This is a genomic window from Klebsiella planticola (assembly GCF_000783935.2).
GTDB classification, from domain to species: domain Bacteria; phylum Pseudomonadota; class Gammaproteobacteria; order Enterobacterales; family Enterobacteriaceae; genus Klebsiella; species Klebsiella planticola.
On sequence record NZ_CP026047.1, the window covers coordinates 2,323,511 to 2,342,838 of the forward strand.

Annotated in this window: 13 protein-coding genes; 6 read left to right on the forward strand and 7 right to left on the reverse strand. The window is 45.1% G+C overall.

Annotated features, from left to right (window positions below; genetic code table 11):
* Positions 1-35 precede the first annotated feature (35 nt).
* Together MC50_RS11245 and MC50_RS11250 are read left to right on the forward strand one after the other, a co-directional pair.
* Positions 36-1,295: a tyrosine-type recombinase/integrase gene (locus tag MC50_RS11245; protein ID WP_047663878.1), complete on the forward strand. Its 1,260-nt coding sequence runs from the start codon at positions 36-38 to the stop codon at positions 1,293-1,295.
* 450 nt (positions 1,296-1,745) lie between these two features.
* Positions 1,746-2,675, forward strand: a complete 930-nt coding sequence (locus MC50_RS11250) for a DUF3644 domain-containing protein (protein WP_223306652.1) — start codon at positions 1,746-1,748, stop codon at positions 2,673-2,675.
* Between the two features lie 764 nt (positions 2,676-3,439).
* On the opposite strand, the gene MC50_RS11255 is transcribed toward MC50_RS11250, so the two are convergent.
* From MC50_RS11255 to MC50_RS11275, 5 genes are read right to left on the reverse strand one after another with little or no spacing between them, the layout of a single operon-like run.
* Positions 3,440-6,490 (reverse strand): type III restriction-modification system endonuclease, encoded by a 3,051-nt coding sequence (locus MC50_RS11255; protein WP_047663880.1) that lies wholly within the window; start codon positions 6,488-6,490, stop codon positions 3,440-3,442.
* Positions 6,491-6,499: 9 nt separating this feature from the next.
* Positions 6,500-8,383, reverse strand: coding sequence for a site-specific DNA-methyltransferase (locus MC50_RS11260; RefSeq protein WP_047665444.1), 1,884 nt, complete (start codon positions 8,381-8,383; stop codon positions 6,500-6,502).
* A 40-nt stretch (positions 8,384-8,423) separates the two neighbouring features.
* Entirely contained in the window at positions 8,424-10,547 is a 2,124-nt protein-coding gene (locus MC50_RS11265; RefSeq protein WP_047663882.1) for a GmrSD restriction endonuclease domain-containing protein, read from the reverse strand.
* 10 nt (positions 10,548-10,557) lie between these two features.
* Positions 10,558-11,364, reverse strand: coding sequence for a DUF4391 domain-containing protein (locus tag MC50_RS11270; RefSeq protein ID WP_047663884.1), 807 nt, complete (start codon positions 11,362-11,364; stop codon positions 10,558-10,560).
* Positions 11,361-14,594 (reverse strand): helicase-related protein, encoded by a 3,234-nt coding sequence (locus MC50_RS11275; RefSeq protein ID WP_047663885.1) that lies wholly within the window; start codon positions 14,592-14,594, stop codon positions 11,361-11,363. The genes MC50_RS11270 and MC50_RS11275 overlap by 4 nt, the downstream gene beginning before the upstream one ends.
* A gap of 224 nt (positions 14,595-14,818) precedes the next feature.
* Between MC50_RS11275 and MC50_RS11280 the strand changes: the two genes are divergently transcribed.
* The 4 genes from MC50_RS11280 (at position 14,819) to MC50_RS11295 (ending at position 17,463) form a co-directional block, all read left to right on the forward strand.
* Positions 14,819-15,691, forward strand: coding sequence for a phosphorothioated DNA-binding restriction endonuclease (locus MC50_RS11280; protein WP_102990860.1), 873 nt, complete (start codon positions 14,819-14,821; stop codon positions 15,689-15,691).
* A gap of 267 nt (positions 15,692-15,958) precedes the next feature.
* Positions 15,959-16,474, forward strand: a complete 516-nt coding sequence (locus tag MC50_RS11285; RefSeq protein ID WP_072067823.1) for a DUF2778 domain-containing protein — start codon at positions 15,959-15,961, stop codon at positions 16,472-16,474.
* Positions 16,455-16,976 (forward strand): hypothetical protein, encoded by a 522-nt coding sequence (locus MC50_RS11290; RefSeq protein ID WP_046853181.1) that lies wholly within the window; start codon positions 16,455-16,457, stop codon positions 16,974-16,976. Before MC50_RS11285 ends, MC50_RS11290 begins: the two co-directional genes overlap by 20 nt.
* A gap of 1 nt (position 16,977) precedes the next feature.
* On the forward strand, positions 16,978-17,463 hold the full coding sequence (locus MC50_RS11295) for an Hcp family type VI secretion system effector (protein WP_015585275.1): 486 nt from the start codon (positions 16,978-16,980) through the stop codon (positions 17,461-17,463).
* Positions 17,464-17,552: 89 nt separating this feature from the next.
* Here the strand turns inward: MC50_RS11295 and symE are convergent, their stop codons facing one another.
* Together symE and MC50_RS11305 are read right to left on the reverse strand one after the other, a co-directional pair.
* The gene (symE, locus tag MC50_RS11300) at positions 17,553-17,885 is read right to left on the reverse strand and encodes an endoribonuclease SymE (protein WP_047663888.1); all 333 of its coding nucleotides are present in this window, start codon (positions 17,883-17,885) and stop codon (positions 17,553-17,555) included.
* A gap of 422 nt (positions 17,886-18,307) precedes the next feature.
* Entirely contained in the window at positions 18,308-19,324 is a 1,017-nt protein-coding gene (locus MC50_RS11305; protein ID WP_047663891.1) for a Gfo/Idh/MocA family protein, read from the reverse strand.
* Positions 19,325-19,328 lie beyond the last annotated feature (4 nt).

Consider the following 19,328-nt stretch of genomic DNA (forward strand, 5'->3'; position numbering starts at 1 on the left):
TGTACCCATACAGAACCCTTGAAAGGATACTCATCATGGCTCTGAGTGATGTGAAGGTTCGTTCGGCAAAGCCGGAAGCAAAAGCCTATAAACTGACTGATGGTGATGGCATGGTTTTGCTGGTTCACCCTAACGGTTCCAAATATTGGCGTCTTCGTTATCGCTTCGGCGGCAAAGAGAAGATGCTGGCGCTGGGGAAATATCCCGAAGTCTCGCTGGCGGATGCCCGGGCACGCAGGGACGAAGCCCGTAAGCTGTTAGCTAATGGTGTCGATCCCATTAAGAACAAGAAAGCAGTTAAAGTAGAGCAGGAACAAGAGGCGATAACGTTTGAAGTGGTTGCCAGAGACTGGCATGCCAGCAACCAGAAATGGTCGGCATCGCATAGCGCTCGTGTATTGAAAAGCCTGGAAGATAATCTCTTCGCTGCTATCGGTAAGCGGAACATTGCTGAGTTGAAGACACGGGATCTTCTTGTACCCATCAAAGCGGTGGAATCTTCCGGACGACTCGAAGTTGCGGCTCGTTTACAGCAGCGTACTACCGCGATTATGCGCTTTGCTGTGCAGAGCGGCTTAATCGACTACAACCCCGCTCAAGAGATTGCCGGTGCGGTTGCTACGGCGAAAAGACAGCATCGCGCTGCACTAGAGCTTAATCGCATTCCTGAACTACTTCATCGCATTGATCACTACTCTGGCAGACCGTTAACTAGGTTGGCAGTGGAACTCACTTTACTGGTCTTCATTCGTTCGAGTGAACTGCGCTTTGCTCGCTGGCCAGAAGTCGATTTTGAAACGGCCATGTGGACGATTCCGGGCGAGCGTGAGCCACTGGAAGGAGTTAAGCATTCTCAGCGTGGTTCGAAGATGCGGACTCCACATCTTGTTCCCTTGTCGCGGCAGGCTCTAGCCATTCTGGAAAAGATCAAAAAAATGAGTGGGAATCGAGAGCTGATCTTCGTTGGCGATCACGATCCGCGTAAACCCATGAGTGAGAACACGGTGAACAAGGCTCTGCGAGTAATGGGCTATGACACGAAAACGGAAGTGTGCGGGCATGGTTTCAGGACGATGGCTTGTAGCTCATTGATTGAATCTGGTTTGTGGTCGAGAGATGCAGTGGAGCGTCAGATGAGTCACCAGGAACGTAACTCTGTGCGTGCGGCCTACATTCACAAGGCAGAGCATCTGGGGGAGAGGAGGCTGATGTTGCAATGGTGGGCTGATTATCTGGATGCGAATAGGATGAAGGGTGTTAGCCCGTTTGATTTTGCAAAATTGACAATGGACTAACATGCAGTAGTAGCTATGCGCATAGTACTTGGAATTCGATTGACTTACGTTATAGGAACTATGAAGCGACTATTATTTTGTGAGTTCTGTCAATGTTCCGATTGATTGCGATGATATAGGGTGGGATTGGGTCAATGTGGTGGTGAATGGAGGGATGGATCTAGCGTTAATGTAGAACAGGATATTGGGAGAAGCCTCGGGGGGGATTCAAAGATAATTTAGTGGTATACATGGTCAATGGATTGATATGTATATTAATATGTTTTTTTATACAGGGTGGTGAGACATATCTTAGCTCTCATTGCGGTAGCGTGGGTGATAATAATTTGGCAAGCAATTAATTTTTTTCAAAGTTATTTCTTGCTTGTTACAAATTTGATGGTTTTGATAAAAATAAATTTACTATTGATAACAATAGTAAAATCCTATCAGAAAATATTAAGAGGCATTATGGATAAGTTTCATAAAGTAGATCTGGCATTTGATTTTTTGGTTAGTAAAGAAAATAACCAAGAGTTATTTACAATTCAAGAATTAGCAGGTGCTACAGGATGGACAATACCAACTTGTAAAACTTACCCTGTAAAAAAATGGAATAGATACGTCTCCCGAGATGGAGAACATTACACCTCATCAGGTATCAAATATTTAAGTAAAGAGGACTTTAGAAATATTCATAGCCAAAAAAATGTTGAAACAGTGAAAAGTGAACGCAGTCTTAATCTAAAAAAGGCTAGAGAATTTGCGCTACTTGCTGTTGCAACCTATAATAATCCATTCACTGAATTTAAAACTCATGGATTTATTGTTAATATTACTATTGCTTTTACTGCTCTATTTCACGCTATTTATGCAAAGAAAGGTGTAAAATATTCCTATTTAAATGAAGATGGCACCACAAAAATTATTGATGGTGAAGAAAAAGCTTGGGAATTAAAAACATGTTGTGAAAATTATTGGCCGGGAGAATCTAAGCCGGAGAAAATAAATATTCAATTTTTGATTGGATTAAGAAATATAATTGAACACAGAGGATTACCCGAAATTGATACTTTAACATTTGGAGAGTGTCAGGCGGCCATTAACAACTTCGAGGATATTCTTGAAAAGGAGTTTGGTGATGATCATGCACTGATGGTAAATTTATCTCTTGCCATGCAACTTACAAGAATGTCACAGCAAGCCCAAGTTGATGCTCTAAAAAGATTACAATCAAAAAATTTTGGCGTTGTGAAAAAATTCATTGATGACTTTAAAAAAGATCTTTCGGATGAGATCATTGAAAGCCAACAATTCAGGCTCAGAGCACTATTGGTTCCTCTTGTCGGAAAAAAAAGCATCAAATTCAGATATAGCCATAGAATTTATCAATGTCAGTAACCTTTCTGAAGAGGAGTTAGAGAAATTAGATTCAGGTATAGCTTTCATAAAAGGTGTAGAGAATCAATTCAAACTTAAACCTAGTAAAGTAGTCGAAATGGTTCATAAAAAACATAAAGACTTCAATCTGAGTACTCATGCTAAATTCTGGAAATTTTATGACGTGAGACCGAACGGTATAGATAAGAGCTTTAAAGGTCAATATTGTGGGTATGTGGAGGGATTCGATGGATATTTATATAATCAGGAGTGGGTTAAAAAAATACTATCAACCTATGCTGATAATGAAGAATTCCAACGTGTTAAGAGAAGCTAGGTATCTTAATTAATATTTGAGATGATAGCCAGTGGTGATTATAATAAGCTTCTAAATAATTACCTCTTACTAAGATTGTTTTTGTCTAGGCATGATTATCCTAAAGTGATTTTTTATTAGTATTGGTTTATTTTCTCGAGTGACTAGCGCATTAATAGAGTGAAGCAGATATCCATAAAAAACCGATTGTAAGATAATAATTAAGTTGCATTGGTTTTATGGAATGCAATCTGATTGAAGTTTGGTTATAGCGTTTTTTAGGAATTACCCGCTGGTATGGTTGGTATGTGGTAAAGGAATAATTATAATATCCGCAGTAGCTTGATTGTTAATCAAGCTACTGCGGATAGACGTCGATTATGCTAGCCTTCGTAGATAATTTCTTTACCACCCAACTGGATTGTTTCCTGTAGTAGATTTCCGTTAGGGCTATAGAAAATTATCACAACTAGCTATCCTTAGAGGCTTCAACCATGAGGTCACCAACGGAACTTGCCACTATATAACGAGCCGGATTCTCATTAAGTCCTGTACTTTCCATAGCAAGAGCCTGGAAATGAGCCTTGCCACATAGGATCTTAGCACTTTCCTTATCACGCAAGTCGTCCGCAAAGAGGCTGCTTTTGGTTTCTACCACAAAATAGAGACGCTGCTCATTATCTTCCTCGACAAGTACAGCCCAATCTGGGTTATAACTACCTAGTGGAGTAGGAACTTTAAACCAGCCAGGCAATTTGGCATAAAGTTTAATTGCATCATTCTTCTCCAGCGCATCAGCAAAGTCCCGTTCTGTAGTTGAGTCGTAGACTACATGTTCATAAATCGACTTGTGAGTGTCCATTAACATATTCTGGAGATAACCAGTAAGTTCCTCTTTTTCGAATAGTTCCTGTGCGTAAACATGCTGTTCACCTAACATCCGATATTTAATGCCGTCCACTAAGGCTAGTCGTTTACAACGATTGATTATTTCAGCTGCTAATTCGATAAATTGCTGTGGATTACGCTTGAAGTCATCCAGACGCCCGCTTCCAGTCAAAATATTGATGATCGTACGACGGGTCAGCTGAGTACGATCCTGTAACTCCGTTAAAATATCTGGTAGTTCAAGATCTGCTTCATCTAATACAACCGTCGAGGCCCCTGCTTTCTCCGTAGCTTGAACTCCAGCCTTACCAATAGCAATATCAGCCTTTCGCCATTGCAAACGCGCTTTGGCGATGGCAGGCGCTTTTTGCAAGGCATTAATACAGTCGGTTATCAGCTTAGCGTTATCAAATTGTACACGATAGGTGGTTTTATACTTGATGCGATCCCACAGCGCTTTAAACTCATCGCTAAGATAGATAGCTTTACCATCCGCTCCTTTACGTAGAGGTACTGGTTCACGATCATCGGCATTTTTGATCTCAAGACGACCTGACACTTTGCGCAACACTTCTGCAATTTGTCCTCTTTGTGCTTCAAACTCGGCTGGTAAGGCTAAAGAACCTTCCTTTAGAGCTTGTTTCAAGGAGTCCTGAACTTTTCCTTTTGCATCAATATGTCCCGCCGCTTTCAGGTATTCCCATAACACTTTAGATTGCTCAAGCCCCATAGGGGAAGTTTGTCCATTAGGCGTAACAACAGCTATAAGAGCAAATTGGTGTTTCTCGACAATACCGAAACGTATGCCTGTTTCCGCCTCAATTTCTTTCTGAAGGTTTTCAGCAAACTGTTCATAGTTTTCGGTAGCTATAACAGTTAGAGTATTAACCTCAAAACCACGTACACGCTCCCCGTTCTGATTAACGCATAAACGTAGTCCACGACCAATAGTTTGACGACGTTCGCGCTCACTTTGGATGTCACGCAACGTGCAAATCTGAAAAACGTTTGGATTATCCCAGCCCTCTTTAAGAGCTGAGTGGGAAAAGATAAATTTAAGCGGTGTATCAAAGGAAAGTAGCTTTTCCTTTTCCTTCATGATCAGATTATATGCTCGCTCAGCATTCTCTCTATTGCCCGCATTGTTCTCTGCCGTATCGGTCCAGCGGCCTTTCTTATCTCGTGAAAAATAGCCGTTATGAACTTCTTCTGCGGTAGAATTCAAATCAATTTCGGAGAACAAACTCTGATAAGCAGGCAATTTGGCAGCACGGCGATATTCTTCTTCGAAAATTCGCGCATAATCGCCTTTTACTGGATTGCCGTCCGCATCATACTGGCGGTACTTTTCTACAGCATCGACAAAGAACAGACTCAATACTTTAATGCCTAACGGACGTAACCGTTTTTCCTTATCTAAATGTTCGCGAATTGTGCGTCGTATCATCTCGCGCTGCACAGCTAACGCATCTACATCACCATATGCTTGCCCTGGCTTCAAAAATATCTCACCGCTGGGATAGCGCAGCTCCATAAATTCTTCACCCTTTGCAGTATTGATTTCGCCGACACGAAAATCCGCATAAATTGGGCGCTTGGTGAGCTGTTCAAGATCGTCACCATCAGATACGGTATGTTCTTGCCTCCTCACACCACTGGCGGTATTGATGTCCAGCTCAATTCTGGCACTAATAGTTCCTCGTTTATTAGCAACTGAGATCAGGCGTACAAATGCTTTATTATGCGCATCTTCCACGGTTGCTGAGGCCACCTCAATCTGTTTGACCAGTTTGCGTTCATAGGCATCCACCGCATCAAGACGAAATACCATATGGTGTTTATTCACATGGGTGGCAGAGTAACGCAACGTACACAGTGGGTTCATGGCATCCAGAGCTTCTTTACCACGTCCTTCAAGACCCCCATCCACGCTTTGGGGCTCGTCAACAATGACAATAGGTCGAGTAGCCTTAATCAGATCAATTGGCTTTTCGCCACCTGTTTTTTCGTTCTCTTTGTAGAGATTATTAACATCTTTTTTGTTAATAGCCCCCACCGTGACCACCATGATCTGAACATTTGAACTGGTGGCAAAATTACGTACCGGACCAGGCTTACTGGAGTCATACAGAAAGTAATCAAAAGGAACACCTGCGTAGAGTCCTTTTATATGTTCTTCTGTCATTTGCAGAGTCTTATAGACTCCTTCCTTAATTGCCACCGAAGGGACTACTATTACGAACTTACTAAAACCGTATCGCTTGTTTAGCTCGAATATTGTACGCAGGTAAACGTAAGTCTTACCCGTCCCCGTCTCCATCTCAACCGTAAAGTCTCCGGAGGTTAATGTTTCTGATGGTGGCAATCCTTCACGAAATTGGACATCAACCAAATTCTGGCGTAGTTCATCGTCAAGTAGAGTCAGACGATTACCAACACCAAGATCAGATTCGGCCATTCCTAACGTTAACTGCTCAGGCTGTGTCACGCTAAACTGGTCTGAACTCAGCGACGGAGCTTTCATCGTCACAGTAAACTCTGTGCGGCAAACTTCTTGACCACGAAATAGATCGCATACAGACTCAATTGCCTGCATCTGATAGTCAAGATTAGGTTCAAAATGAAGTTTCATATTTTACCCTCACAAACTACGCACATTCTGGATGCCATGCTGTTCCAGGATAGCTGCGAGGTTAGTTTTCGCCACATCGTTGGTAAAAGCACCATCGCGGAATACACAGGTAGTATCACCAGCGGTTGTTAACTCCTTGCGCCAATCAACAATTCCTAGAGCAAGAGGTTCTATAAGATCGCTATTGATTTGCTCAGCTAGGCAGGCTATCAACACCCCACCTCCGATAGAGTACACCTCACGTTCAGCGATAATACGCTTCTCAATCGGCACACAAAGATCAAGGCCTAGTTTGAGTAATAACTCATAAAGGATATCAGCTTCACTGCGTCCTTCAATGAGATGATCTTCGAAATCAAGTAATGTGGCCTCAAGATTTTCTGGTTTGGGATTCCATGCTCGGATATTTGAGTGAGCAAGCTTGAATACACGAAAACCAACATCACCTTGCCATTCTGGATTATCTGCTTTGATCTTGGTCGCAGAACGCCGCAGGCGCTCTTTTGTTATATCAGAGATATATCGAAAAGAGTTATCCACCAATGGTTCCGGCAGCTGAATTAAAATAAAACGAACAGGATTTCCAGAGACACTCCTTGAATAGGATGCGTGTCCTGTTGTTCCACTGCCCGCAAAAAAATCAAGTATAAGGTCATTTGACGAATCACAGCATAAATCAATAATTCGCTGAAGCAATCTCACAGGCTTTGGAGAGTCGAAAACTTGGTTGCCATCAAATAAAGCCTTTAACTCTGTTGTTGCTTCCTGTGTATGGCCAACATCTTCGTAATCCCATACAGAACGAGGTACTACGTTGTCCATTTCTGAAAGAAAAAGCTTAACTCTCGGAAATGCAGCCAAACCATCAGCTCCCCAATAGAGTCTATTATCTTTCTGCTGAAGCGCCGTCACCTCTGGACCATACTTCCAAACAGCCGTCTCTTTAGGCCAAACATCTTCTCCGGTATTCGGATTTCGAATCGGGTAAAAAAGGTTAGGGCGTTCATCTTTAGATTTATTGCATGTATATGTCGCGGAATTCCATGGGCCACGAGGATCATTGTCCGGATTCTTATAGTTAGACAATTGTTGAGCATTTCTTGGTAACTTCTTGGGCCGCCAAACATCCTTATTTTTTGCATAGATGACGATTAGATCATGATCCGAACTAAACCACTTAGCATCATTTGCTGGTGACACACGTTTACGCCAAACTGCTGATAAAACAGCATTTTCCTCACCAAAAATCTCATTCATAATAAGAATAAGATTCTTCGCTTCATTCTCATCAATACTTATAAAAATAGCGCCATCTTCCCTGAGTAGATTTCTGGCAAGTTTTAACCTTGGATACATCATGTTCAACCATTCGGTATGAAACCTCCCACTTGATTCAGTATTGCTACTAATCTTCTGACCGCTTTCTACCTGCCCAGTTAATTCTAGATAATTATTAATATTGTCCTGGAAGTTATCCGGGTACACAAAATCCTTACCCGTGTTATAAGGCGGGTCGATATAAATTAATTTTACCTTACCGGAATAGCTTTTTTGCATGAGTTTCAGAACCTCGAGGTTATCACCTTCGATCATTAGGTTCTTAGTAGTATCCCAATCAACACTCTCTTCAGGGCATGGTAGTAAAGTGCCTGTACTTGGTGTCAGCGCCAATTGCCGGGCACGGCGTTTACCATGCCAGTTGAGACCATATTTCTCATCTGCATCTGTAACATTTTTGTCGCCCACTAATGCTCTAAGCACATCCACATTTACTGATACACCGTTAACCCCCTCGGTAATCAGCTCAGGGAACAAATTCTTCAGTTGTTCAATATTGTCAGCCACCAAATCAGTAGACTGAGCCTCTGGATCATTAATATCGATATTTTTCATAGACATAGAGTAATTCTCAGATAATTTTGTAATTTTAGGCTCAAGCATCCTCTGGCCTTCCCATCTGACGGTCAAAGGATTGACGAATCAATCCCATGACATAGGGAAGCTGCTCTAAACTGGATAATCCAATTTCCACATCGCCATTCCCCCACCGACCAAGGTTTGTAACGTCGGTACAGATCCCTTTTGGATCATCAATCTCGCTGAATGGCATATTTAGTGACAAGCGCAAGCGTTTAGCCTGAGGAACAACATCGACAAAGTTGGTCTCTGCTTTGTAGGCAATGTAGAGTTTGAGATATTCTTCGTGGATGCATGGATCCAACTCCAGAACTGCCTTGCGCAGGGCATCAAACAGCGTTCTCAGTGCCCCACTATTAAGATATGGGTGATCGTCTATACTGTAATGCGCGCCTGCATCGGTTATTGTTGGGCGATAAGCATCAAGTACACCACTCTTCAGGACTGGCGATCCCCAAACTTTTGTTGCTATTTTGGCCAGCTGCTCAGCTCGGGCTGTAATGGCATTTTCGTCCCACTTATCAATGTCACCGAGTCCTTCATTGATATTAAGAGCGCTGTATTTGAAACCAATTTTTTTGCCGTCGCTATTAATTACTTGATCACGTTTGTAAGCGAACGAAGCATCACTGTACTCACTGTTATAACCAGTCAAAGTGAGATTGCCCAAGGTGTGTAACCAAGTTTGCTGGATCTCTTGCCAGTTTGGACCAAGTTCTGCTCGCCATTCCGCTGACAGCTCTACATTTTGGGGTAAGATGTGCTCAATCGTGTAATCCTCTAGTACGATCCGCTCTTTTCGTCCGTGGTTTTCCAGGCGGCGCAACCAGTAATTTCGACTACGAAAATTATACAAGTCTCGTTGTTTAATCTCACGTTCGAACTCTTCATTCCCTGGGAAACGACGATACGATGGCAACAGTAAGAAAGCGGCCTGGACACTCTCAAGGTAGCGGTCCTTCTTCAATGTACGGCTCAGACCAGCAAAGGTTTTGTTGAGCGAGTTAGTGGGGATAGCACAGATCGCTCGGCGGAACACATAGCTTTCGACCAGACGGACAATGCTTACTAATTCATCAGCCCCCAGCCTTTCCATTTTATAATCGTGGTAAACATCCAGTAAAAATGGATAGGCTACATCGACCTTAAGCTCACGAAGATCATGAAAAGCTTGTTTTATCAGTGGATTTTTTTCTGCACCAAGCGCCATAGCACAGTAGTAATTTGCAAAGGCATGAATATCGGCAACCAGTACTGTAATATCAACCTGGCTGGAACGAGCAAAAGATTTGAAAGCGGTGTAAACATCTCGCACATTCGGGATATCACCTGTTTTCGCGGTGAGATAATGACGCATGAAGGGGTCAAAATGCGTCACGTAGGCCGCTTGGCCGAACGCCTTTTCCATTGGCCGCCAGTAGCTCTGATAGAGCTCAGCTTGAAGCTTCGGTTCTAAACTCATCAGAATATAGTTACGAATCAGGTCTGCCTGGCTTAGCTCAAGTCCGGTGGAATTCATGCTTTCGAAGATCAGCTGGGGGTTGTCTTGTGTACGATCCAGTGAGACTTCAACGATCAGAAGCTTAGCAAGTCCTTGACATATTACTTCCAACTCATCCTGATGCTTCTCTATCAACCCTTGAAAAAGCATGTAATTCTGCTCAATACGTGAACTTATTTCCAATGGCATCGGGGTAGATTTGAGAATGGCCAGCAGGGTATCTTTGTCGGTCTCTGACAATATGAGTTTATAGTGACGCTCGCCTTCTTCATCCGGATTAAGCAGATAGTAGTTGCGTAGCTTGCGCGCAGAAAAACTGTCGAGTAATTCAGAGAGTTGATTAGTTTCAAAATGCTTAGCTAAGGCTGCGATTAGCAAGGTACAGGTTGTAAGCCGTTGCTGCCCATCGATAACAAGTAGTGCCTCTTGAGTAGTCACGGTGGACAGGCCGCGCTCCACATAAACAATAGAGCCAATAAAATGGCCATTTATCCCATTATCACGCCCAGAGCGCATTAAATCCGCCCAGAGCTGTTGGCACTGGGCCTCCGTCCATGAATAATTACGTTGGTAGATAGGAATGACAAACTGTGGAGACTTGCGTAAAAATTTAAGCAAATTAGTTTCTGAGGCTTTCACTTCTTTTTCCTTAGAGATTAAGCACGATCCGTTGACGCTCTGCCAGCAGTGCTTGCAATTGGAGATTCAGCTCAACCTGGCGCGCCATTTGTTTTTCTTTTAGCGCCAATCCACGTAAACGGTTAATCTCGATTTCAAGCCTTTCGTAATCGTTCAATGCCTGCCGGCGCGCCTCAGCCTGCTCTTGTGTGGGTACAATACGATAGATCCCTGTCAAACGCGCAGCCAACAGTGTTTGTACGCAATCGAGCCACCCCTGGTAAAGACTATAGAGTGTGGCCTGAGGTTGGCGCGAGATTGACAAAGATTGCAAAAAAGCATGCCCTACTTCCGGAGATGTCAGACAGGCAGTCTCTGGAGCTTCAACCATGGTATGAAAAAATGAGGCATATACCAAGCCACCATCAAGTACTACTTTACCAAACTCGTTCTGAGCCCATCGTTTGTGGGCCAAAAATAGAGTCTGAATTTGACCTTCAACCAGTTGTAATAAAACAGGATAGGGAACAGCACGATGTAGCAGCTCAGCCAAACGGACACGGTTTGCTGGTTTCAAGACACCTCGTAAAGTCACAGATAAAATCGTAATCTCAAGATACTCACGCTTCGTATCCCGATAGTCTGGCACCCCTATTGTATTGGGCTTAAGTGCCGCCAACCACTGGATTTCAGCAATGTTATCAGTGATCAAACGCTTATCAGCTGCCGTAGCCGCAATATTTTCCAGCAATATTTTCTTGGGGACGCGTTGACCCACCTGACAGCTGTCAGGAAGCTCCAATGCCTGGATAACGGTTTGCGCGTCAAGACATGTCATATTGATCCACTCTCTGGCAAGATGACCATAAATGCTATCACTTCAAAATCATTACTCCCAGCAAACTCCCCCTTGATGGCGTGAGTTCCACCTGGAGTGAAAAGACTGGCAACAGCACGTTCTTCATTTTTACCCGCTATTGATGCAACCGCTGCGGTAAGAAGTTTTTGTGCGTGACTCATGTCTTCACCATATCTGGTTTTTTTATCAAAACTGGCACACGCTGTATCGTCGGGAACTTCACGCCCAAGCGCCAGACGTTTCAGGCTATCGAGGATGCGTTTAGCCTGTGAGTAAGGCAATAACACCGCACCATCATCTCCGATGTGAACCAAGTAGTGTGGTGCAAGAGGGTAATCTGAAGATGCTTGTTCAACGAGTGCTTTATGCCCTTTCTTCTCACAAGCCTGCAGACAAAAAATCATACCTGGTGGTATTTCCGGATCCAGGCTAGTGGTAACTGCGTATACACCTAGTGGTTGAGCCTCAAGCTTGTCAGGATAAGTCTTTAAATACTTTGCCAAATCAATACGGAAGTCGTTGAGTGTAAGATCAGTGATCGATACCCCAGTAGAAAGATCCTCCAAATCGATCACGGTATCCTGCAATTTGAGCAGTTGTTTACGTCGATACTCAAGATCATTCATAGAGTTACCGGATTGCTGCTCGATCAAATTCTCTTCACCTGTCGCAGAAATATCAAGCAGAACCATACGACCACTAACCCGCTGCTCCAGATTTATGTATTCCTCTAACTCCATGTTAGGCCAGAAGTTTACAAGCTGAATGCATTGATTTGGTGAGCCAATACGGTCAATACGGCCAAAACGCTGAATTATGCGGACCGGATTCCAGTGGATGTCATAGTTGATCAGCCAATCACAGTCCTGAAGGTTTTGTCCCTCAGAAATACAGTCTGTTGCTATAAGTAGATCAACTTCACCTTCAGCAGTAAGCTCCTCCGGACGCTCTTTAGCTCTTGGAGCAAACGCGGACAACACATCATTCATGCTCTTACGCAAGCCAGGCAAGGTGGTCTGTATACCTGAGCTACCAGTTACCAGTGCAGCATCAATCCCCAACTGCCCTTTCGCCCATTGGGCAAGCTGCTCATAAAGATAGTTTGCGGTGTCAGAGAACGCTGTAAATACAATGATTTTTCGATTACCGCTATTGATGGGATGTTGACATTTGTCTTCAATCATCTTGCGAAGAGCAGCCAGTTTAGCATCACGATCAACATCAACTTGTTTAGCAGCCGACAACAATGTAGCTAAACGATTACGATCCTCGATCAGATCTTGTCTCCAGCGAATCAGGTCTACATCACCAAGTAGTACTTTGACTTTCCGACCAACCAGAAGAGCTTCAAAAGCAGGATCATCAATATCAACATCAGTGATGTCTATTTCTTCAAGCTCTCCGGTATGCAATTCAATGCGAGCCAAAGTTGATTCCACATCCCTAAGTTGCCTTTGCACTGTCAGGGCGAATGACTTCACAGAACTTTCCATACGCTTTAGTACATTCACACGCAGTAAGTTGATTAAACTTTCTTCACGGTCTACCTGGCGAAAAAAACTTTCTCCGCCGCGAATCTGGGTGCTGTACTTTGCATCATATGCTGCTTGCTTGTGTGGCAAAACATAACGAAGCGGTGCATAACTAGCCAACGTAAGCCGACGGATTTCCAGATTAATGTCACGAATAGCACGGAACTCACCTGCAAGATCAACGTCCGCCTTAATATTTATTGGGGGTAAGCGCTCAGGAAAACGACCAGTCTCACTAATGCCGTAGTATTTCTCCACATGTCGTCGAGATCGCGCGATAGTTAAATGATCTAGCAATGTGAAATAATCAAAGCCTAACATTTCAATCAATTTGGACGGTGTTTTTTCAAGCTCATCCATTGTCAACCAACGGTTGAATTGAGCTTGAGCTTTGCGAGTAGTTGTCTCAATACTGGTTATGCCATGCTCCAACAAAGCGGTATCATCTCCTTCGGTCACAAAGGCAATCTGATTGCGCAAGTCTGAAAGACGATTATTAACCGGCGTAGCTGACAACATGAGAACTCGAGTCTTGACTCCTTCCTGAATGATTCTGCGCATCAAGCGGTTATATCGAGACTCCCTACCTTTATGGGTAATTTTATTGCGGAAATTGTGAGACTCATCAATCACCACTAAATCGTAGTTACCCCAGTTGATGTGAGACAAGTCGATATCACCAGAACTCCCTCTGTCGCGTGACAGATCTGTATGATTCAGAACATCATAGTTAAAGCGATCAGCTGCAAGAATGTTACGCTTGTCGTTAGTTTGGTATAAAGTCCAGTTGTCACGTAGCCGCTTTGGCGCTAACACTAAAACACGATCATTACGTAATTCGTGATATTTGATAATTGCCAGCGCTTCAAACGTTTTACCTAGACCAACACTATCCGCGATGATGCACCCACCAAAACGATTAAGTTTATCAATCGCCCCGACTACTCCATCACGCTGGAATTTGAAAAGTTTTTTCCATACCACTGTGTTTCGGATACCAGTTGCGGATTTAACGATCCGCTCCTCATCCATTTCCCCCTCACTATCACGAAATAGGCTGTGCAATATGAGCGAGTAAACAGTAGATGGATCACGGTGTTCACCTATGGACTTCAAAGCTGCAATCATTGCATCGCGATCATTATCATCAGATGCTGAAATACTATTTCCATCTCTATTTAAACTCAGCCATTGCATATCGAACCATTGGGATAATATAGCGGCTTCACTAGGTGATTCTGAAGCCTGAATTAAGCTCAGCGGGTTACCAGGCGTTAATCCAAGACCAGAGGTGCTAAATGCGAACGACCCCAAAACGACTTGCTCGGGCGTAGCATCAGGTTTGCGTATAACAACAGTACCTTGTGGCACCGGCCCAAGCGCCCGACGAAGCTCCACTTTTTCGCTTATCCATTTAGCACATTGGTTAGCTAACCATCGTGTCTGTAAGCAATTTCGCGCACTACGGTCACCTTCATCTCCTAGGTAGTCGAGTAGGTTTTCTGCTGAGGGTAAGATCAATTGAACCTGATCAATCACAGACAACTCTTCACGCATTTCAGCAAAAGCATATAAAGAGAAAGATGGGGTCACACACCCCAGTTGGTTACCAGATTTGAAATGAGGTCGAATCAAGTCAATAACACGATCTTTACCGGAGTTATGGATTAACTTCATAGCTACTCTCGCTCAATTGCCTATAGACACTTCGGCATGTAGTTCTACCCAAATAATGCTACAGAGTACCATCTTGTCTAGAGAACGTTAGTAAAAACAGAGAGTTTTGCATAAGGACATCAACTTTTACCTACAGCCAATCAACACCTAGTTTTTCGTCTTGAATCAATATGACTTTGCGAGCATGATCGCAATAACATCAGCCAGTTACCCGGTTCATTCCTATGATATCTCTCGAAGCGCTGCAATCGGCCATCTCCAACGTCTCTGTATGGCGTCAGGGTGACGTATGCGCGCCGCATAAGCCGTTGCTGCTGTTGTATATATTGTCGCAGTACAAAGCAGGCCACCCACGCCTGTTTAACTACGGCCTGGAGATCCACGAACCGCTCACTCGCCTGCTCAAAGAGTTTGGCCCCAAGCGACGCACTGACTATCCCAATATGCCCTTCTGGCGGCTCAGAACTGACGGCTTCTGGGAGATCGCCAACGCGGAAGGTTGTAAACCCCGTAGAGGCAACACCCAGCCGACAAAGAAAGAGCTGATTGATAACCAGGTAGCGGGCGGCTTTGATGAAGCGGCTTACCAGCAGTTGCTGGCGCATCCGGAGATGATCGACCAACTGGCCCAGCAGATCCTGATAGATCGCTTCCCCGAGAGTATTCAGCGGATCCTTGCCAACCAACTGGGTCTGGATTTTATCGATCGTTCGAAGAACCGCGATCCGCGCTTCAGAGATATCGTCCTCCGGGCTTACCACTCGCGATGTGCTTTCTGCGGTTACGACCTACGGCTGGATGGTGCGCTAGTTGGTATTGAAGCAGCCCATATCCACTGGAAAACCTATGGCGGGCCATGTGTAGTGAACAACGGTCTGGCACTGTGCTCACTGCACCACGATGCTTTTGATATGGGCGCGTTCGGGCTGGATGAAAACCTGACGATCCGTATCTCCGGCGGAGTCAGCCGTAGCCCTGTGGTGGACAACCTGTTCTGGCAACGAAACGGCCAGCCGTTGCATCTTCCTCATGACAAATCACTATGGCCTACCGAACAATACGTTGGCTGGCATCGTAAGCAGATCTTCAAAGCCTGAAAAGCATCACAATCCATAATGCTGTATTAGACCAAATCTTGATCAAGAAACACAACCAGGTGATAGAGCGATCCGGGCCATCTGAATATCAGCCACGCTCCCGAAGGATATCTGCATATCCCGCTAAATTTCACCATTTGCCACCGCCAGGCTCATACCCCAACATAAAATAAGATTATTTTAAATAAAATCATGTTTTTAATATGGATTGTCTACTAAGCAACCTGTACCTTAATCCACATATCACAGAAGGATATTGGGTGGTTTATGGCCTTACATGGAAAGTTTTTAATCAACGATGCGCATTACTCTCCGTTATCGTTTCCTGGGGTAGGAACATTTTTAGCGTTCTCTGGTGATGGTATTTATCGCAATCGGGGAGCTTGTGGCATGAAGCCAACAGTAGGCCCGGTTCCGGCAGGTAAATACTGGATTGTTGATCGTCCTGAAGGTGGACTCCGATCGCAAGTTAATGCAGGTGTTCGGGATCTTTACAACCATGTAGTGAATGGTGCGACGTTCAGGCATAACGAATGGTTTGCTCTGTGGCGGGATGATGGGGGAATCGACGATTACACATGGATTGAGGGGGTTAAACGAGGTAACTTCCGTTTGCATCCTGGCGCGCTATCAGAAGGTTGTATTACTCTGCCACATGATTCAGATTTTGCCATGTTGCGCAATGCATTACTGAGAACACAGCGGGTAGATGTTCCTTGTATGAGTAAACTCAAGGCATACGGCACAATTGAGGTGATCGCCAATGGCAAAACATGCCCTTAGCTTGTTCCTTAAGATAGTGCTGTTTTTAGTGGTCATGCTGCTTGTCGCTAAGGTGATTACTTACGACGGTTTAGTCAGTTCGATCGTCGGTCTTTTCGATTTCCACAGCGCCAGTCTTTTTACTCGTTTCATTCTGGGTGAACCCGATCTAGAAGTGTGGGAATCGTTACATTTTTATTTCGCTATTCTGATCAATATCCTGATCAGTGTTCCTGTCATGAGCGCGATGATCACCGCTTACAACGGCATGACGCGCAAAGTTAATTCAGCCAACCTCTTTGGTGACTGGATTTTATCCACCCTGCGACGTCTTGTTAAGGTATTCGCGTTCACGTTCCTGTTCTGGGCACTGTTCCGCTTCCTGCCTTACTCGTCTGTTTTTACTGACGGAGAAACATATCCGGCTTTCATTATTGCGACTGCCGTGGCTTTCAATCTGCTGCTAACGACGGCTTGCTATTGGTTCATCATGAATAACATCACCACCAAAAGGAGTTTGTAAAATGCCTGTTCCGGCTTACATGTGGCTTAAAGACGATGGCGGCGCAGATATTAAGGGATCTGTAGACGTCCAGGATCGTGAAGGGAGTATCGAAATTATTGGTTTTAGTCATGGTTTGAACATTCCGGTGGACAGTGCTAATGGCAAGATTACTGGCAAGCGATCGCACTCTCCGATGATGCTTGAAAAGGAGTTTGATAGTTCCAGTCCGTATCTATATAAAGCTGTCTCTACGGGTCAGACGCTGAAGAGCGCGGAGATTCGCTGGTATCGTATTAACTACGCAGGGCAGGAAGAGTGCTATTTTATTATGACCCTTGAGGGCGTGAAGATTACAGGTGTGAATCCCGGAATGCCAAACGCTAAAATGGCGGGTAACGCGCAGATCAATCACATGGAATCTATTGCTCTTATGTACGATAAAATTACATGGCGCTATGTCGATGGCAATGTGCAATATACCGATGACTGGAACGTGAGAACATAGTCCGATAGATCAAGGGGACATGACTATTTCTGCCTCTCAACGTACCATCTGAACAATAACCGCTCCTGACGCATCAGGAGCGATATTTATTAGCTTCGTACGCGTTTCCCCGCAATCACCCCAATAAACTCCCGGATCTGTTTCTGCTTCCTTGCCGACAGCTTCTCAACCCGACGCATCGCTTCTTCCAGTTCCGGTTCCGGCTCTACTGCCGTCAGCACGATACAGCCTGCCATTACCCGTACTTCCACCTTTGTACCCGTCGCGAACCCCGCGGCTTCCAGCCACTGACCCTTCATCGTTAACGCCGGAATACGACTATAATCCGGAAAACGGCTCACATAGCTCACGGTTAACTGACGCTTATTTTTTGGCGACACTTCTGCAACACATGAATCTGCAATACAATCGACTTCAGTCATAATTGCTATTCCCAACAAATAGTGATTGTGATGAGCGGTGCGGGTGTGTTGGCGCACATCCGCATCGCGCTAAATAACACCTGTAAATCTAACCAGTGAAAAAGACAAAGTCCAGCTGATAATAAAACATAATCGGCACCTTCTGACTTATATTAAGAACTGAAGAGGGATATTTAATCTTGATGTTTATGGCATATAAATCGAATGGATGAATGAATTTGTTTTCTTATAAGCCATTAAATGACTTAACGTCGAATAGTATTACCAACCATCAGAAACACGGTTATTGCATCCGGAAAATAAACTCACCAGCTTTAATACTGACGCTCATTCGCACAGCAGGACATCCTGCCATCGGCTAACGCCGGTAACCGGATCTATAAAGTAACAAGGGGAGGGGAACATCCTTGTTCCCGGAGCCCTTAAACCAGCAGCTCCGCCTTGCCGCTCATCAGGCTTTTATGCGCCGTCTCGCAAATCCGGCTGGCCTGTAGCCCGTCGTCTGCGCTGGCGGCATAGGGGGTATCGGTCTTCACCGCTTTAATAAAGTCATTAATTGGGTCAATACCAAACCCGCTGGCGACGCCGTCGCGGTAGGTAATGAAGTAGCTGTTCGGAGTCTTAACCGTTTGCTGGCCGAAGATCTCCAGCCCGCGGTTTTGTGAATCCGAGCGGATCCAGGCGTTATCGCACAGCACCGCCATGCGCCCGTCGTTGTCTTTCGGGAACGCGGCGGGCAGGACCCAGCTGTTTTCAATGACCCACGAACTTCCGTCCTCCATCAGCAGGGTGCTCTGCACGCTGTCCCAGGTGTCCAGCCCTTTGCTCGCCAGCAGGCGTTTCTGTCCGACCGCGTAAACCGATTTCACCTCCTGCCCGCTGATATAGCGCACCATGTCGAAGCAGTGCGAGCCGAGGAACCACACCGGCGAACTGTGCGCCGACCAGGCCAGCCATTCGCTGGGAACGGCGATCACATCATCCATATTGATATAGCCGCGCAGGATCCTGCCGCTTTCCGCCTTCTGCACCACCATGCGCACGCGGATCGCCGCCGGGTCCCAGCGCTTGTGAAAATCGACGCCGACGATTACCCCATGCTCCCTGGCGGCGGCAATAATCGCCTCGCAGTCGGCCACCGAGGTCGCCAGCGGTTTTTCAATCAACACATGCTTACCGTGGGTAATGGCCTGCAGAGCCGGTTCCTTATGGAAAGGATCGGACGTCGCCACGGAAATGACATCCACCTGCTGTTCATCCAGCAGGGCGGGCAGGCTGTCGTACCCGGCGATGCCCAGTTCATCCGCTGCGGCATGGCAACGCTCCGTGTTGTTGTCGCAGACCGCGACCAGCTCCACGTCCGGGTTATGCAGATAGGCGTTGATATGGTGCTTGCCATAGATCCCCGCGCCGACAACGGCCACTTTTAACTTGTTCATCATG

What these genes read in the sequence shown, in the direction of transcription:
- MC50_RS11305 (WP_047663891.1), bottom strand. Translation starts at nt 19,324, where the DNA reads ATGAACAAGTTAAAAGTGGCCGTTGTCGGCGCGGGGATCTATGGCAAG.
- MC50_RS11270 (WP_047663884.1), bottom strand. Translation starts at nt 11,364, where the DNA reads ATGACATGTCTTGACGCGCAAACCGTTATCCAGGCATTGGAGCTTCCT.
- MC50_RS11295 (WP_015585275.1), top strand. Translation starts at nt 16,978, where the DNA reads ATGCCTGTTCCGGCTTACATGTGGCTTAAAGACGATGGCGGCGCAGAT.
- symE (WP_047663888.1), bottom strand. Translation starts at nt 17,885, where the DNA reads ATGACTGAAGTCGATTGTATTGCAGATTCATGTGTTGCAGAAGTGTCG.
- MC50_RS11250 (WP_223306652.1), top strand. Translation starts at nt 1,746, where the DNA reads ATGGATAAGTTTCATAAAGTAGATCTGGCATTTGATTTTTTGGTTAGT.
- MC50_RS11260 (WP_047665444.1), bottom strand. Translation starts at nt 8,383, where the DNA reads ATGAAAAATATCGATATTAATGATCCAGAGGCTCAGTCTACTGATTTG.
- MC50_RS11245 (WP_047663878.1), top strand. Translation starts at nt 36, where the DNA reads ATGGCTCTGAGTGATGTGAAGGTTCGTTCGGCAAAGCCGGAAGCAAAA.
- MC50_RS11290 (WP_046853181.1), top strand. Translation starts at nt 16,455, where the DNA reads ATGGCAAAACATGCCCTTAGCTTGTTCCTTAAGATAGTGCTGTTTTTA.
- MC50_RS11275 (WP_047663885.1), bottom strand. Translation starts at nt 14,594, where the DNA reads ATGAAGTTAATCCATAACTCCGGTAAAGATCGTGTTATTGACTTGATT.
- MC50_RS11285 (WP_072067823.1), top strand. Translation starts at nt 15,959, where the DNA reads ATGGCCTTACATGGAAAGTTTTTAATCAACGATGCGCATTACTCTCCG.
- MC50_RS11280 (WP_102990860.1), top strand. Translation starts at nt 14,819, where the DNA reads ATGATATCTCTCGAAGCGCTGCAATCGGCCATCTCCAACGTCTCTGTA.
- MC50_RS11255 (WP_047663880.1), bottom strand. Translation starts at nt 6,490, where the DNA reads ATGAAACTTCATTTTGAACCTAATCTTGACTATCAGATGCAGGCAATT.